The organism is Polynucleobacter wuianus (assembly GCF_001659725.1).
Classification (GTDB): Bacteria; Pseudomonadota; Gammaproteobacteria; order Burkholderiales; family Burkholderiaceae; genus Polynucleobacter; species Polynucleobacter wuianus.
Window position 1 is genome coordinate 982,393 of the sequence record NZ_CP015922.1, and the last position, 15,439, is coordinate 997,831.

At 44.3% G+C, this 15,439-nt stretch carries 19 protein-coding genes; 9 read left to right on the plus strand and 10 right to left on the minus strand.

The features are described from left to right. Positions 1 to 27: 27 nt before the first annotated feature. Both msrB and A8O14_RS05175 read right to left on the minus strand, forming a co-directional pair. Complete coding sequence (msrB, locus tag A8O14_RS05170) at positions 28 to 438, minus strand: peptide-methionine (R)-S-oxide reductase MsrB (RefSeq protein WP_068948547.1); 411 nt, start codon at positions 436 to 438, stop codon at positions 28 to 30. Positions 439 to 471: 33 nt separating this feature from the next. Beyond that, positions 472 to 1,938, minus strand: coding sequence for a protein adenylyltransferase SelO (locus tag A8O14_RS05175; protein WP_068948548.1), 1,467 nt, complete (start codon positions 1,936 to 1,938; stop codon positions 472 to 474). Positions 1,939 to 1,992: 54 nt separating this feature from the next. On the opposite strand from A8O14_RS05175, the gene A8O14_RS05180 reads away from it, so the two are divergent. Then, positions 1,993 to 2,475, plus strand: coding sequence for a PaaI family thioesterase (locus tag A8O14_RS05180; RefSeq protein WP_068948549.1), 483 nt, complete (start codon positions 1,993 to 1,995; stop codon positions 2,473 to 2,475). 15 nt (positions 2,476 to 2,490) lie between these two features. Here the strand turns inward: A8O14_RS05180 and A8O14_RS05185 are convergent, their stop codons facing one another. Beyond that, the gene (locus A8O14_RS05185) at positions 2,491 to 3,348 is read right to left on the minus strand and encodes an NRDE family protein (protein WP_068948550.1); all 858 of its coding nucleotides are present in this window, start codon (positions 3,346 to 3,348) and stop codon (positions 2,491 to 2,493) included. 23 nt (positions 3,349 to 3,371) lie between these two features. Next, positions 3,372 to 4,367 (minus strand): CAF17-like 4Fe-4S cluster assembly/insertion protein YgfZ, encoded by a 996-nt coding sequence (gene ygfZ / locus A8O14_RS05190; protein WP_082913105.1) that lies wholly within the window; start codon positions 4,365 to 4,367, stop codon positions 3,372 to 3,374. A 110-nt stretch (positions 4,368 to 4,477) separates the two neighbouring features. On the opposite strand from ygfZ, the gene mltG reads away from it, so the two are divergent. From mltG to A8O14_RS05220, 6 genes are all read left to right on the plus strand, one after another. Continuing rightward, entirely contained in the window at positions 4,478 to 5,455 is a 978-nt protein-coding gene (gene mltG / locus A8O14_RS05195; protein WP_228385113.1) for an endolytic transglycosylase MltG, read from the plus strand. A 1-nt stretch (position 5,456) separates the two neighbouring features. Then, positions 5,457 to 6,095: a dTMP kinase gene (tmk, locus tag A8O14_RS05200; RefSeq protein ID WP_068948552.1), complete on the plus strand. Its 639-nt coding sequence runs from the start codon at positions 5,457 to 5,459 to the stop codon at positions 6,093 to 6,095. Then, positions 6,096 to 7,238 carry a DNA polymerase III subunit delta' gene (locus tag A8O14_RS05205; RefSeq protein WP_068948553.1) on the plus strand — a complete coding sequence of 381 codons (1,143 nt, stop codon included), beginning with the start codon at positions 6,096 to 6,098 and terminating at the stop codon, positions 7,236 to 7,238. Positions 7,239 to 7,277: 39 nt separating this feature from the next. Then, the gene (locus A8O14_RS05210) at positions 7,278 to 8,069 is read left to right on the plus strand and encodes a TatD family hydrolase (RefSeq protein ID WP_068948554.1); all 792 of its coding nucleotides are present in this window, start codon (positions 7,278 to 7,280) and stop codon (positions 8,067 to 8,069) included. Continuing rightward, complete coding sequence (locus A8O14_RS05215; RefSeq protein ID WP_082913106.1) at positions 8,069 to 8,776, plus strand: ankyrin repeat domain-containing protein; 708 nt, start codon at positions 8,069 to 8,071, stop codon at positions 8,774 to 8,776. Before A8O14_RS05210 ends, A8O14_RS05215 begins: the two co-directional genes overlap by 1 nt. A gap of 70 nt (positions 8,777 to 8,846) precedes the next feature. Continuing rightward, positions 8,847 to 9,374, plus strand: coding sequence for an ion channel (locus tag A8O14_RS05220; protein WP_068948555.1), 528 nt, complete (start codon positions 8,847 to 8,849; stop codon positions 9,372 to 9,374). Positions 9,375 to 9,379: 5 nt separating this feature from the next. Here A8O14_RS05220 and A8O14_RS05225 read toward each other — a convergent pair whose 3' ends face one another. From A8O14_RS05225 to hyi, 5 genes are all read right to left on the minus strand, one after another. Then, the gene (locus tag A8O14_RS05225; RefSeq protein WP_216861535.1) at positions 9,380 to 10,348 is read right to left on the minus strand and encodes a DUF3108 domain-containing protein; all 969 of its coding nucleotides are present in this window, start codon (positions 10,346 to 10,348) and stop codon (positions 9,380 to 9,382) included. A 26-nt stretch (positions 10,349 to 10,374) separates the two neighbouring features. Then, positions 10,375 to 10,944, minus strand: coding sequence for an HNH endonuclease (locus A8O14_RS05230; protein ID WP_370623008.1), 570 nt, complete (start codon positions 10,942 to 10,944; stop codon positions 10,375 to 10,377). A gap of 86 nt (positions 10,945 to 11,030) precedes the next feature. After that, positions 11,031 to 11,621, minus strand: coding sequence for a YqiA/YcfP family alpha/beta fold hydrolase (locus A8O14_RS05235; RefSeq protein WP_071608674.1), 591 nt, complete (start codon positions 11,619 to 11,621; stop codon positions 11,031 to 11,033). A 12-nt stretch (positions 11,622 to 11,633) separates the two neighbouring features. Next, a complete protein-coding gene (gene glxR / locus A8O14_RS05240) occupies positions 11,634 to 12,533 on the minus strand; it encodes a 2-hydroxy-3-oxopropionate reductase (RefSeq protein ID WP_068948558.1) in 900 nt (299 codons plus the stop codon). A 39-nt stretch (positions 12,534 to 12,572) separates the two neighbouring features. Continuing rightward, positions 12,573 to 13,352, minus strand: a complete 780-nt coding sequence (gene hyi / locus A8O14_RS05245; RefSeq protein WP_068948559.1) for a hydroxypyruvate isomerase — start codon at positions 13,350 to 13,352, stop codon at positions 12,573 to 12,575. Between the two features lie 150 nt (positions 13,353 to 13,502). Between hyi and A8O14_RS05250 the strand changes: the two genes are divergently transcribed. Both A8O14_RS05250 and A8O14_RS05255 read left to right on the plus strand, forming a co-directional pair. Then, positions 13,503 to 14,102, plus strand: coding sequence for a hypothetical protein (locus tag A8O14_RS05250; RefSeq protein ID WP_068948560.1), 600 nt, complete (start codon positions 13,503 to 13,505; stop codon positions 14,100 to 14,102). Between the two features lie 9 nt (positions 14,103 to 14,111). Next, a complete protein-coding gene (locus A8O14_RS05255; protein WP_068948561.1) occupies positions 14,112 to 14,942 on the plus strand; it encodes a M48 family metallopeptidase in 831 nt (276 codons plus the stop codon). An 18-nt stretch (positions 14,943 to 14,960) separates the two neighbouring features. On the opposite strand, the gene A8O14_RS05260 is transcribed toward A8O14_RS05255, so the two are convergent. Continuing rightward, a complete protein-coding gene (locus A8O14_RS05260; RefSeq protein WP_068948562.1) occupies positions 14,961 to 15,428 on the minus strand; it encodes a DUF4118 domain-containing protein in 468 nt (155 codons plus the stop codon). Positions 15,429 to 15,439 lie beyond the last annotated feature (11 nt).

Below are 15,439 nucleotides of genomic sequence, written 5' to 3' on the forward strand. Positions count from 1 at the left end.
ATTTCTCATGGGAACAGCTAGTGTCAATCAATCCTTTTGGTTTAGCTGGGCATTGCTACTAGGCTCAAAGCTCAGTGAGGCAGAGTTGATGCAGTAGCGCAATCCAGTTGGCATTGGTCCATCATCAAATACATGACCTAAGTGAGCATCGCAATTGGCGCAGCGCACTTCAGTACGAATCATTCCATGTGAAGTATCTTTAATTTCTTTGATAGTGGACTCATTTTCTGGGGCGTTATAACTTGGCCAACCACAGCCCGCATCGAATTTGGTCTCAGATAAGAAAAGGGGGGTTCCGCAGCAAACGCAAGAGTACCGGCCTTTATCCCAGTGATCCCAGAACTTACCGGTAAAAGGGCGTTCAGTTGCTGCTTCTCGAGTTACGCGGTATTCAATATCAGTGAGTATTTGTTTGTATTCTTGATCTGTTTTTTTCATATTTACTCCACGGTATATATTTTGACTCAACCCTCAAGAAGAGCAACTGACCTCTACCTTTTCTAAATCTGGTGGAGGAGGCATTGCATATCGCTCATGTGCTGATTGCTCATCATAGGGCTTACTTAGTATTTCAAGAAGAGTGGTAATTTCTGAAAAATCATGATGCTTGGCTTTGTCAATGGCAACTTGTGCTAAATGATTGCGCAAAATGTATTTAGGATTAATCAAGTCCATGGCTATTTTCCTGGGATGATCTTGGCTAGACTCTGCTTTAAGCCGAGTGAGGTAGTCTGTGAACCATTGATCAATCCCATTACGGTCCACAAAATGATCTCGCAGACTAATCTGCTGAACAACTTGATCTTGGCGGACACCGCTCAGTTGTCTAAAAAAGTAGGTGAAATCGACCTTAGAATCGTGCATTGCTTGCAATAAGCGCTCAATCAATCGAATATCACCTTCTTGTTCGGTTGTAAAACCTAGCTTTTGCCTAAAAAGAGATTGCCATGCTTGGGCATAGGTCACTGGAAAAGTCTCTAATACTTCGCGCAATAACGACTGTGCTTTCTGCTCATCATGGGTTGGCTCTAATAGTGGCAAAAAGCCACTGGCAAGACAAGCCATATTCCAGTGCATGATTTGTGGCTGGCGATGATATGCATATCGACCGCCTTGATCGCTGTGATTGCAAATATGGTCAATCTCAAACTGGTCTAAGAATCCAAAGGGACCATAGTCCATCGTTAAACCCAATGCGCTGATATTGTCGCTATTGAGAACTCCATGACAAAAGCCAACGGCTTGCCATTGAGCTACTAACATGGCATTGCGCTCACAAATGCGTTTGAATAATTCTAAATAGGGCTCAGTATTAGTCTGGCACTCTGGGTAATGATCCTTGATTAATAAGTCCGCCAGCTCCTTGAGACGAACAACATTTTGCAAGGAGGCGTAATGTTCAAAGTGACCAATGCGTAAAAAACTAGGCGCTAGGCGTGTACAAACAGCGGCAGTTTCCATAGTTTCTCGCCTAACGGGAAGCTCGGAGCCAACAATGGCGAGTGCTCGTGTCGTTGGAATACCCAATGCGTGCATTGCTTCACTGCATAAGAACTCTCGTATGGAAGAGCGCAGGACGGCACGACCATCACCCATGCGGGAATACATCGTTTTTCCTGCACCTTTTAATTGCAGCTCTTGACCATTCATCTCACCAAGCAGAATGGCTCTGCCATCACCTAATTGACCTGCCCACACACCAAATTGATGGCCGCTGTATGCAGTGGAAATTGGCCTGGGGAATTGCTGATAAGTGGTAGCCAAGGAATTTCCCGCCAAGACTTCTAACCATGAAGAGTCGGATGGCAATCCAGCATTATTGAGCTCTAATCCAATGAGCTTTGCAGCAGCAGGAGAAAATGCCACCCAATAAGGATTAGGAATTGGACTGGGATGAGTTATCTGACAGGCGTCATCGCCGCTTAAGGTAAAGGCCATCAGGCTATTCTAGGTGTATTCCCAAAATGGTGCTGAAGCCTCTAAAATCAACTTATGAACAAACAAGTCCAAATTAATCCTCAAACTCAACTGGCTAATTTAGGTGAGGAATTAAATGTTCCTTTTCTAAAACTCTTAGGCGTTCGCTTCCTGAGCGCCGAAATGGGTAAAGGGGAAATTCTTCTCGCAATCAAGCCTGAACATACCAATACTTGGGCGGTTGCACATGGCGGTGTTTTGTTGACTTTGATGGACGTAGCAATGGCTGTAGCCGCTCGTTCTGGTGATCCCAGTGACCGCAGCGTAGTCACGATTGAATTAAAAAACAACTTTATGCAGGCTGCTAATGGCGTATTGCGCGTGAAGGCGGATACTGTCCGCAGAACAGCGACGATGGCATTTTGTGAAGCCAAGCTCTATAACGATCAAGGTGAAATATGTTGCATGGCGACAGGAACCTTTCAGTTCATTAAGCGCCTACCGACCCGTGATACAAAAGGTGAACGCGTCGTGAACGAAGACCTTCGTTCGGACTAACTGAGAATAACTGTTTTAAACCGACAGGTTTGATCCAGGCGCAGTACTTAGAGCACCAGTAATGACGTCGTGTCCAACAGTACCACCTGCATCAAAGCGTCGCTCCACCATTTCAAACTGACCATCTTTACGCACTCTGAGCACTGTGCTGGAGCGGGTACCGTAAGAGGGGGTCTTAATAAAAGCAGGGGAGAGCGCTTTTTCCCATTCTTTACTGACACCAGTACTTGGTAATTCATGATCGCTCGCATGGTGGGTATCGGCCAAAACTTTGAGATATTGGTCCGCGCTCTTCAGTTGCCCATGATCCATTGCCAATACTTGTGCAAAGGCCGCCACGCGATGATTTACCTTGGGCCAGGGGGTATCTAGCATGGCATTGGATAGCCCATACACTCCTGGTGATAGGGGCTGATTTGGAAACACTTTGCGGGGGCGGATGTTTTGACCCATCAAGATTCGATTGCTCACCCAATGCATTTCTGCATTTGCGGGATCGCTGAGGTCCGCCATTAACAAATTAAAGCCGTTGTAGTGAGAGAAGCGCTTCGAGTTTACTTCTACAAATGAAGCGGGCTTATCTTGGCTTGTTAAATACAACAAAGACAATTCACCACGAGTTCTGGCGTCAGGATTTTTTTCGCTTGGAGCGCGAACGTTTGTAAGGGCGGCAAACTTTCCTGTTTTAGTAAAGCCTAACCAAGTGCCAGGACTACCCAAAACATCTGCGCGATCTCTGCCAGCTAAGACATGGGGGTGCTCTGGCCAATAAGCGAGACCTTCGGTATCACGCTCATAAAACTCATCGCGATTAGCCGCAACGACTAAGGAATAGTCTGGATGCGAATTCCAAGCGAAGAGAATGAGGCACATAAAGGAAGCTGGTCAGCCTATATTTAGATTTCGATTAAAGGGTAGGGCAATGTATCTATTTTTAACACAGGTCCTTGAGCACTTCCTAGGCGAATTTCACCCTGTTCAAGTGCCTCCAGTTTGCACTCAACCTGTAAGTCCAGCCGATTCAACTCTTGAGTGCATGGGGCCGATAAAACCACCATTCCAGCTGGCTGACTTGGGTCTAGGCTATGAAATAACTCGGTTCCTGGACCAAAGGCGCCTTGATCAGCAGCGCTATCGGTATGAGCCAAAAAAAGGCGTCTTTTAATCACGCCGCGATATTGACTGCGAGCGACAATTTCTTGGCCTGGATAACATCCTTTTTTGAAATCAACTCCAGCAACAGATTCAAAATTTATCATTTGCGGAACAAACTGTTCTTGCGTTGCCAGCACGATTCGAGGAATGGCGCTGAGGACTTCTAAATCATTCCATGTATTGATCAATGAGTGATCTTCAGTGGGCATTACGTTCTCTTGAGCAACCAAGATGCGACCAAAAGATTGGCTGTTTACCAATACATCAGGTAAGCGCAATCCAATCGCAGAATTATTTATTTCAAATTTTGTAATATCACTGTTTGCAGAAAAATATCCTGAGATGGTCATTTGATCAGACACATCCCTTACCTTGACCTTAGATCGCAAGACAAACATCGCTATTCGTTTGGCAATACTTGCTGCAATATCTTTAGAGATAAACAAAGCAAAGCGATCATCTGATGATTCACTTACTGGAGCCAAGGTGATCCACGCACTTGCGAGTAGTCTTCCTTTGGGACTGCAATATCCAACCAGTCTGGTGGCTGCATAGGTTTCTGCGATTTGGGGCGAAATGGTGCGACGCAGCCCTAAAACTGAATTCGTGAGTTGATTCTGCAAGAAGCTTGCGGCATCGGGCCCCTCTACCAATATCAATCCCCATTGTGGCAGGAGGCATCGCCCAGAGGAGGGGATTTGGTCTTGAATTTGTGTATTTTGGCTAATGTTGGTCATCTCCCTTTTATCATAGCCTGATGCGCAGAAAAAATCAGGGGAGATCCTTTTTTAAGAAGAAAAAGACAGGGCGTCTTAGTCTGAGAGGCTTTGCGTTTGGATTCATAGGAATGCTGGCGTTCATTTATGGCTGCCTATTTTTGTGGCCAGTTGTACCGAGCCTAGCCAACATTCAAGATGTACCAGCTTATAAAGTCAAAATTGCGCCTCAATCGAGTTTGGCTAGTATTGCTCAACAATTGCAGGATCAAGGCATATCCGTTTACACACTTGCATTTCAAGTAAGTGCCAAAGCATTATTTGTTGGCTCAAAGTTAAAACCGGGGACCTATCAATTACCTATTAGGGCTAGTTTAGGAAAAATATTGTTACAGATGGCACGCGGTGATCGCGTAAGGGAAAGTATTGCCATTATTCCCGGCATGACGATTTGGCAACTTCGGTCATTAGTCGATTCCCATCCTGCATTAGTGCATCAAACCAAAGGGTTGAATTCAAAAGCATTACTGCAAAGCTTGAATCTGAGCTTTCCCAATGATGAGGGCCTTTTTTTTCCAGACACCTATGTTTTTGATCCAGGCGAGTCAGATGTCAATATCTATCGGCGCGCCTCCCTGGCCATGCAAAAGCAGCTCAACCTAGCTTGGGAGCAAAAGCCCTCTAATTCACCACTCAAAACCCCCTATGAGCTGCTCATTTTGTCCTCAATTATTGAAAAAGAGACTGGCAAATCGAGTGACCGAGGCTTTGTTGCCGCAGTTTTTATAAATCGCCTCAATAAAGGCATGATGTTGCAAACGGATCCGACGGTTATTTATGGGATAGGACCTCGGTTTGATGGTAATTTGCGCAAGGCAGATCTTCGTAAAGATAGTCCCTACAATACCTATATGCGCAAAGGTTTACCTCCCACACCCATAGCAATGCCCAGCAAAGAATCTCTTTTGGCAACGGTTCATCCCGCCCAAAGCAAGGCTCTTTATTTTGTTGCTAAAGGAGACGGCAGCAGTCACTTTTCTGAAACCCTCAACGAGCATGAATCTGCCGTTGATCGCTATCAACGAAAATTAGCTCCAAAATCAAATTAATATGACATCAACATTTCCGGGATATTTCGTCAGCTTTGAAGGTATAGACGGTGCAGGCAAAAGCACTCATATCGAGTCGTTTTGCAAGCTCATGCAAAAACGTTTTCCAGATCGTGAAGTAGTTGTAACACGAGAACCTGGTGGAACACCATTGGGCGAACAGCTACGTGGCTTGTTATTGGATGCTCCCATGAATCTGGAAACAGAAGCTTTGCTCATGTTCGCCGCACGCCGAGAGCATATTGCCCAAGTGATTGAACCTGCATTGCTTGCAGGAAAGATCGTGATTTCAGATCGCTTTACCGATGCAAGCTTTGCGTATCAAGGTGGTGGCCGTGGTCTGAGTATCGAGAAATTAAATGATTTGGAGAGATGGGTTCAAGGCCGTCCGGATGGATCTTTATTGCAACCCAACTTAACAATCCTTTTTGATTTGCCTGGCGAAATAGCAGAAGCACGTCGCTCAAAGGTTCGTGCACCGGATAAATTTGAAAAAATGGATTTACATTTTTTTGAAAAAGTTCGTCAAGAATACTTGCGGCGTGCTAAAGAAGATTCGAAGCGTTTTCATCTAGTGGATGCGACTAAAACCCCAGAAGTTATCTGGGAAGAATTGCAATCCTTAAATATTCATCTATAAATGTCTGACCTCATGTTTCCCATGGAGCAAGACAGCCAGGTAGCGCCGTGGCTGAAACCTCTTTGGGATAGTCTGAACTTTGGCAAGTTACCCAATGCCATTTTGTTGCATGGCCAGTCTGGTATTGGTAAGTTCTCATTTGCTGTGGAACTCGCTAAGGCATTGCTATGCGAGGCGGGTAATAGCTCTAAGCCTTGCAATCAATGCGAAGCTTGCCATTGGTTTAATACTGGCAATCATCCAGACTTTATTGCATTAGTGCCAGAGACGCATCGTAAACTTTTGCCGCAAGCAGATTTTGAATCTGAAGACACGCCAAAACGTGGCAAGGCCTCAAAAGATGATTCTGATGCTGAGCCGAGTGAGAAAAAAGAAAAGAAGAATATTTCCATCGAGGAAACTAGAAGTGCAATTGAGAGCCTCTCCATAGGCTCGCACCGTGGTGGTAACCGCGTTATCTTGATTTACCCGTTAGAGCTACTGCGTTCTGATTCAGCCAATACCCTACTGAAATCACTGGAAGAGCCGCCAGCAAATACGATCTTTATCCTGTTGGCTGATCGCGTCGATCGTGTCTTGCCAACTATCCGCTCACGTTGCCGCTTATTGACGGCCCCCAGGCCGGATCGCAACCAAGGATTGGCTTGGCTAAAGTCTCAAGTGCTCACTATCCCAGGCCTCAAAACCAATGATGCGGATATTGATACGATTTATGACGAGCAGGGTGGAGCACCTTATGCCGTTCTTGAATCCATCATTGCTCGTCACAACAAGGATGAGAAGGATGAGCTAACGATTGCCATTGCAGCTTCTCGGCTGTTGCTGCAATCCATGGCGCAGGGTGGTCGAATTCCTTGGCTTGAGACAGCTGAAAAGATCCATAAAGCCCAGTTTTCATTTTTGCTGGCAACAATGCAACGTTGGGTCTCCGATATACAAGTCGTTTCACAAGGTGGGCATGCGCGTTATTACCCTAAACACCTCTCTACACTACAAGGTCTATCTCATGCCGCCAGAGTCCCTAAGCTTTTGGCTTTTTGGAAGGCCTTAGTGCAAGCCCGTCGCTCAGAAAACCATCCACTAGCTAATCGTATCCAGATTGAGGCTTTGCTATCCCAATATCAGCAAGTATTCGAGGGGTAGCGGCAGGTTTCTTTAGACAAGGCAGACTAAAATAGAGTCATGTTTATTGACTCACACTGCCATCTCGATTTTCCAGAATTTCAAGCGCGCCTTCCTGAAGTGCTGGCTAATATGAAATCAGCGCAAGTCAGCCATGCGCTTTGTGTATCTGTTGATATTCCAGATTTTCCAAATGTCCTCAAGCTTGCCCAGGAGCATCCCCATCTTTATGCTTCAGTTGGCGTGCACCCGGACTATGAAGATACGCCTGAACCCACTCTGGAATTTTTAGTTGATACCGCCAAAAAGCACTCCAAGATCGTTGCGATTGGCGAAACAGGACTTGACTATTACCGCATGGGTGATCGAAGTTATGAATCCATGGAATGGCAAAGGGAGCGATTTAGAACTCATATTCGGGCAGCCCTTGAGTCTAAAAAGCCTCTTATTATTCATACCCGCTCCGCATCCGAGGACACAATCAAAATCCTGAAGGAGGAGGGTGCAGAGGGTATCGGCGGGGTAATGCACTGCTTTACCGAAAGCCTGGATGTTGCGCGCAAGGCTATGGATCTAGGCTTTTACATATCATTCTCTGGCATAGTGACTTTTAAGAGCGCCAAGGACCTTCAGGAGACTTGTAAGCAGGTTCCCTTAGATCGTATGCTGATTGAGACGGATTCACCTTATTTGGCTCCAATTCCATATCGCGGCAAAACCAATGAACCAGCCTGGGTATCTAAAGTAGGTGAATTTATCGCCAGCCTTAAAGGCGTTTCCGTTGAAGAGTTGGCAAACAGTACTTCAAGTAATTTTTATCAATGTTTTCAAATAGATAGAACAGTTAATTAATGTTAAATAATATTATCAAAACCACCGCATTTATTGCTGTTTTAGGACTTTCATCACCCGTTTTTGCTCAAACTGAGACCCAAATCAATGATTTCACCAAGGCGGCTAAGTTTGATGATTTATCTGAAGTAAAAGCTTTGTTGGCTGCAGGTGTAAGCCCAAATACAGTGGATTCCAAAGGCGATCCTATGTTGCTTATAGCAATAAGAGATAAATCCACCAAAGTGACGGAATATTTGCTCAAGGACAAAAAAATTGATGTCGATTTGTCTAATAAGTACGGTGAAACGCCGTTAATGATGGCTTCTATAGACGGCGATCTGCCTGTTGTGAAGACTTTAGTTCAGCAAAATAAGGCCAAACTTGACCATATCGGATGGACACCGTTGCATTACGCATGCGCCAAAGGACAACTACAGGTTGCCCAATTTTTAGTTAGCAGTGGCGCGGATGTGAATTCCCGCAGCCCAAACGGCACCACGCCGTTGATGATGGCTGCTCAAGCTGGTAACGAGGAGCTTATTAAGTTCCTATTGGATAACGGTGCAGATATCCGCATGCGTAATTCTCATGGCTTTTCAGTGATTGAGGTTGCAGAGATCTATCAAAAGCCATGGATAGCAGAGGCTTTGTCATCACGCTGGCAAAAGCTATACAAACAGCCTTATCCAGGGCCACAGAAGTACACATCAAACAAATCTTCCTAATTACTATTTGCGTATAATCATTATTATGTCAAATAAGATATTTCTGTAAGAACCACTAACAACAATAGCCATGATTAGCCTATTTCAGAATGCCGACCTCCCCAGCTTTGCAACCCTGTTGAATGAGATCAATACAGACATGGGCAATAGTCAGATTTGGGTAATGGTTGTATCTGCGTGTCTCATGTTGGCTGTTCATGCTGTTGCAGTTCTCGGTATTGCAGGAGCATTTCACTGGATCGATGAAGTCATGACTAGGCGGAAGATCTTTGGGGCAAGCTTTCTGTCTTATTTCATAGCTATTTTGTTGGTTATCGCCATTCATTTATCTGAAATCGTAGTTTGGGCCTATATTTGTGTTGCCCTAAAGGTATTTCCAACCAACCCCCAGACCTTTTACTTTGCTGGAGAAATGTATACAACCGTTGGTTATGGCGATTACAACTTGGCAGAAAAATGGCGCATTCTGCCCATCATCATCTCTTTTTCTGGGATCTTTGCTGTTTCTATGTCGGGAGCAGCCTTGTATACCATGATGGGCGCCTTATTGGGACACAACAATCAGAACCAAAATCCCCGATCTGGTAGTGGCTTTTAAGACTCTTAGGGCCTTAAATCTACTGGCACTGGGTTCTTCTGCCTAAAAACCAGCTCCAATACCCGACCATTGGCCTCCAGTGACCGAATTCTACCTGGTAGCCACTCGAGGTCTTTTGCTAGCCAAATATCGACCTGGCGCTTGTATGGATCATTCTCTCTTTGCATTAATGCGTAATGACGATTTACCGTCTTGCCTAGATTAGCAATGTCCTCGTTTAATGCCTCACCATAACTCTTAAATTGCCAATTTTCGAGAGTGTTGTAGTCAACCACAGGAATTTGACGGATGCTACCGGATTCATCCATCTTGCTATCGCCATTTAAGAGCGATGCTAATTGAAACATCAAGCTAAAGCGATCCTGAGTTCCCGGAACAATTGCAGGCGTAAATTCTGGCTTTTCGGAGAAGTACATCTGCCCTCCTCCCTTTTCATCTCGATCAAAACGTGAGTACCTTGGCGCCCTAGTGCCGCGCTGAGACCAATAAATAATGGGGGCAAGGCCATATGAATCAACCGTACCTCGAGACTCAAAAATAAATGGGCCTACGAATGCATATGGAATATTGATGTACAAACGATAGGAGTTACCGTCAGCAATCCAATCAATTTCAGCCGTTTGATACTTTTGGCCATCAACATAAGCGTCGTAATAAAGAATGCCTGATTGGGGTAATTTGAATGCAACCCCTGCTTGATCAAAAGATCCGCCCTGTTCACCGGGAACAGGGTTTTGATTAAAACCTTTTGAGCTTGGATCATCAAGCGTCCTCTTCTTTGGTGCCTTAGCCATCTGAATTTTTTTAGGGGGCTCAACTTTAATTTCTGTTCTGATAATGAGATCTTCTGAAATCTCAGGCGGGCTGCCAAAGGGAAAAAATGGAATTCCAAAAAAGAGGATTAAGTGCCCCAGCAAAGAAAGCAGCAAGGCAATGAAAATAATCCGCAACGACTGGGTGCGGATTTTGGGCATGAAACTTAATTGCACGGGAGTTCGATTCAGGAAAAGCCCTCAAGCAATCGACTATTTTTTGGCAAGTTGGCAGCCAAAAAGTCCATCTGATCAGCCAAGATGTTGCGTCCTCTCAAGATCATATCCTCATAAAGGCTTGGCATATAGGGTGTGTAAAGCAAACCCATACCAGCTTGTTCGGGTGTGCGGTTACCTTTACGCTGATTACAAGGGCGGCAAGAGATGACCAAATTCATCCATGAATATTTTCCACCTCTACTATTAGGAATAATGTGCTCGGCTTCCGCTTGGTTCTCATGGATAGTGTCACCACAATAGGCGCATAAACCGCGGTCACGTTTAAAGAGCTTGTGTTTTGTAATGACAGGCACAACATCAAAAAGATTGATTTTGGATGTACCTTTTACCGCAATGATGGAGTGAAGCTCGATAACTGACTGAAGCCCACTTGAGCGCGAGATACCGCCACGCATTTTCATAATTGGATCACCGAGCGTCCAAAGCACACTGCTATCAGCGTAATGTTTGGTTGCTTCCTCTGCGTTCACCCAACCCTGGGGAATTCCACCTGCGTCTAATTTCAAGATGCTCAGCACAAACTCTCCTTTCTAGACTGATCTAACAGTAGCTACAGTCGTTTAGATCATCTTACAGAATAAGTGCTAGGCAATCAATAAAGGGCCTATTTGCTGGATATGAAATCTAAGACTTGTGGGAGGTGGTCTGCATAATCGGCGATTCCATGATCGCTACCCTCTAGCACTAACTGCTTTGCACCAGGGTAAAAATCAACCATCTCATGCCAATCTAGTAGTTCGTCACCCTTAGCGGCAATTAGAAAATAGCGAGCAGGATTGGTAATTATCTCCACTTGAAGAGCTCTCAATTCGTCAATGTATTCAGGACGAAAATCAAATGGCTCATCGCTGTCATAAGCAGTCATCATGCCAACATGGGGAGCAAGCTCACGTGCTGCTCGTACAGCAGGGTTTAATACCACTGCTTTGCAAGCATATTTTTCAGCTAAGTAGTTGGTGTAAAAGCCGCCTAAGGATGATCCAATGACCGCCAAACAATCTGAGTTAGATTGATCAATATGTGCAGTTACCATATCCATGCTTTCTTTAGGCGAAGCAAGCAGTTGAGGGCAATACCATTCGATGGGATTTGCAGCGCTTGATAATGCTTTGATAGCCTCACCAGTCATTACCGCTTTGCTAGATCTTGGCGAAGAACGAAAGCCGTGTAGGTATACAAGAAGGGTTGAAGACATAAGTGTTTGACCTTAAACCTTCATCCCTATTTCAAAGTTGGCCATTTTTTCTAGAGCGCGCACCATTGCTGAGTGATCCCAAGCCTTCCCGCCATGAGCTGAACATGAATTGAATAATTCTTGGGCAGTTGCAGTATTCGGTAGTGATACGCCTAATGCACGAGCGCTATTGAGAGCGAGGTTTAAATCTTTTTGATGTAGTTCAATCCGGAACCCTGGATCAAACGTTCGCTTGACCATGCGCTCACCGTGCACCTCAAGAATCTTAGATCCTGCAAAGCCACCCATCAAAGCTTGACGAACCTTGGCTGGATCGGCACCAGCCTTAGATGCAAATAATAGTGCCTCTGCTACAGCTTCAATATTCAAAGCAACAATAATTTGGTTGGCAACTTTAGCGGTTTGGCCATCGCCATTAGCGCCAACTAAATTAATATTTTTGCCCATCAAATCAAAAACAGGCTTCACCCTATTAAAAATGCTCTCGTCACCACCCACCATAATCGAAAGCGTAGCATTTTTAGCGCCAACTTCACCACCGGATACTGGCGCATCTAAGTAATCGCAACTAAGGGCATTTATCTTCTTGGCAAATTCTTTAGTGGCGATTGGAGAAATAGAGCTCATGTCTACAACGATCTTACCCTTGCTTAAACCAGATGCAACGCCATTCTCACCAAATAAGACCTTATCAACATCTGGAGTATCAGGAACCATCGTAAAAATGATGTCTGCATTTTCAGCAACCTCTTTTGGGCTTTTGCATTGAGTTGCTTTTGAGCTTGCTAAATCTGTCGGTACTTTGCTGCGGGTATTGATAAAGACCTGATGACCTGCGTTGATCAGATGACTAGCCATTGGGGCGCCCATGATGCCTAAGCCAATGAATCCCAGTTTTAATTGATTGCTCATAGTGTCTCCGATTTGAAAATATTGATTTGTAAATATTATTTAGGAATTAAATTGCTTGATCCAGCCAAGTCCGGCTTCAGTAGTTGTAGCAGGCTTGTACTCGCAGCCAATCCAACCTTGGTACCCAATGCGGTCAAGAAATTTAAATAAATATGCGTAATTGATTTCCCCAGTACCTGGCTCATTTCGACCGGGATTATCGGCTAATTGAATGTGAGCAATTTTTGCGAAATGCTTTTCGATGGTATTCGCCAACTCGCCCTCCATACGTTGCGCATGATAGATATCATATTGAACGAATACATTATCTGCACCCACCTCAGAAAGAATATCAATCGCCTGCTGAGTGATATTCAAAAAGAATCCAGGAATATCAAAGGTATTAATGGGTTCAATTAATAAACGTAAATGGTTTTTTTTGAGTTCAGCTGCAGCGTAGCGCAAATTTTCAACAAAAGTAGCATGCGCTAATTTTTGATCAGCCCCTGTAGGAACTTTACCGGCTAGACAATTTAACTGATGAACGCCCAGCACCTTAGCGTACTCAATTGCCTTAGCAACTCCCGCACGAAATTCCTCCTTGCGGTCAGGAAGACATGCGATTCCACGCTCACCAGCGTCCCAGTCGCCAGCAGGCAAGTTATGCAAGACCAGTGAGAGTTGATTTTGATCTAACTTTTGCTTGATTTCATTAGCGGCAAATGGGTATGGGAAAAGAAATTCAACAGCCTTAAATCCAGCGGAGCTTGCCTTTTCAAAGCGATCCAAAAAAGGAACTTCATTGAATAGCATGGTTAAGTTGGCGGCAAATTTTGGCATCAGGAACCTTGTTTAGCGTAAAAATGATTGATGAATCTTAACAAAGATGTGAAATTCCTTCCTGAGTACAAAAACAAGCATTTCTAACCAGAAATGCAATAAAAATAAGCTAATATTGAAATTAGATACTTTTATCAATAAAGGAAAATCATGAATCTCAAATTAGCCCAAATCTTCTTGGCATCTTCAGTAGCACTGCTCTGCTCTTCCGCTGCGATTGCGCAACCAAGCCCTGCTGCAAGCAAGCCAATGGTGATTGATGCCGCAGCTGTTGATAATAGTTATCAGCTCTATGAAGGAAGCGTAGTAAAGGTTGATAAAAAGACGCGTACTATTTTCTTTAAAAACAAAGAAGGTGAATCTAAATTCGTAGCTGGACCAGAAATCAAGAATTTCGATCAAATTAAAAAAGGCGATCGTCTCAGCGTCACATATGAATTGGCAGTTGCAATTGAATTGATTAAAACTAAGAGTGATGGCATTCGCAGTAAGGTGGAGACAAATACTGTTACAAGCTCCAAGGCGAATGAAAAACCATCAGAAACGATTGCTAATAAAACAACTATCATCGCTGATATTGTAGAAGTTAATCGTGATAAGAAATTGGTTTCTGTAAAAGGACCAAGCGGAAAAATTACTACTGTCACTGTAAAAAATCCAGCGCTCTTGGCTGACGTTAATGTTGGCGAGCAAGTAAAAGTCATTTATTACGATGCAATGGCTGCCTCAATTACTACACCCAAAAAATAAGTTATTTCAATGCAGTTAAAGGTAGTTTGGTTTAAGCTTTTTCTAATTAGTCTATTAAGTACCCTCCTCCTGGCCTGTGCTAATACCACGCGGTCAGGGGCTGTAGGCGTAAACCGCTCTCAATTCCTGGTCGTTTCTGCTTCTGAGGTCGATCGACTTTCTGCTATTAGCTATAACGAGCAGAACCAAAAGGCCAAAGAAAAAAATATCCTAGTAACTTCGGGCCCTGAATACAGTCGCTTAAAGACAATCTCCAATCGCCTTATCTCCCAAACAGGAGTTTTTCGTGATGACACTCATCAATGGAATTGGCAATTGGTATTAATTGATGCACCCATTTTGAACGCAACTTGCGCACCTGGTGGCAAGATCACTTTTTATACTGGTTTAATTGAGCAGCTCAATCTAAGCGATGATGAGATTGCTGCCATCATGGGTCACGAAATCGCACATGCTTTACGCGAACATGGTCGTGAGCGCTTATCTCAGGCTATGGCACAAAGCGCAGTTGTTAATATCGCAATCGCAGCGGCTGGTAGCTATGGATCAGCCATCAGCGCAGCCAATCAGGCCTCACAGTACATATTGGTACTACCAAACTCACGGCAAAATGAAAGTGAAGCAGATGCAATAGGTATAGAACTTGCTGCTAGGGCTGGTTATAACCCACAAGCGGCGATAAGTGTTTGGCAAAAAATGAATAAAGCAACGCAAGGCAAAGGCACTTTAGAGTTTTTATCAACACACCCCTCTGGAGACACCCGGATTGAACAACTCTCAGAACTCATGCCGGTAGTGCAACCCCTCTATCTCGCTGCACCGAAAGCCAAGGCTAAATAGTCATTATTAACCTATGAATTAGTTAGGCTTGAGGGGGGGTGTTTTTTTAATAAGTTCCCGAATTTTGGCATCGCCTTCTACCATTAACTTAAATCGAGATTCGCTTACCAAAATAGCCATTTTGGCGTTGTACTGTTCGCGCCGAAGCCACTCTACCAAGAAGCAGACCAATATGGTATAGGTTGCATAAACAAACAATACAGAAATATCCCTTGAATCAATCACGGTAAATTGCCCAAATGGCGCCATAAAGAAATAGGATATTAATGGGATGCTGATAGCAACCGACAGCAGTGCGGGCCCAGTTCCAAAAAAGAAGGCGATCACAATCGTATTAATTTGGAAGAAAAAAAGCGGAAGCGCCTCCTCAATATGTGGTTGAAGACCCAGGCGAACACAAAAGGCAAAAAATACACCTATGCAAGCATTTAAATACCCAGCACCCTTATTGGGGCACCATCTATAGGCGTTGAGATTATGTTTCATAGATTTCTGAC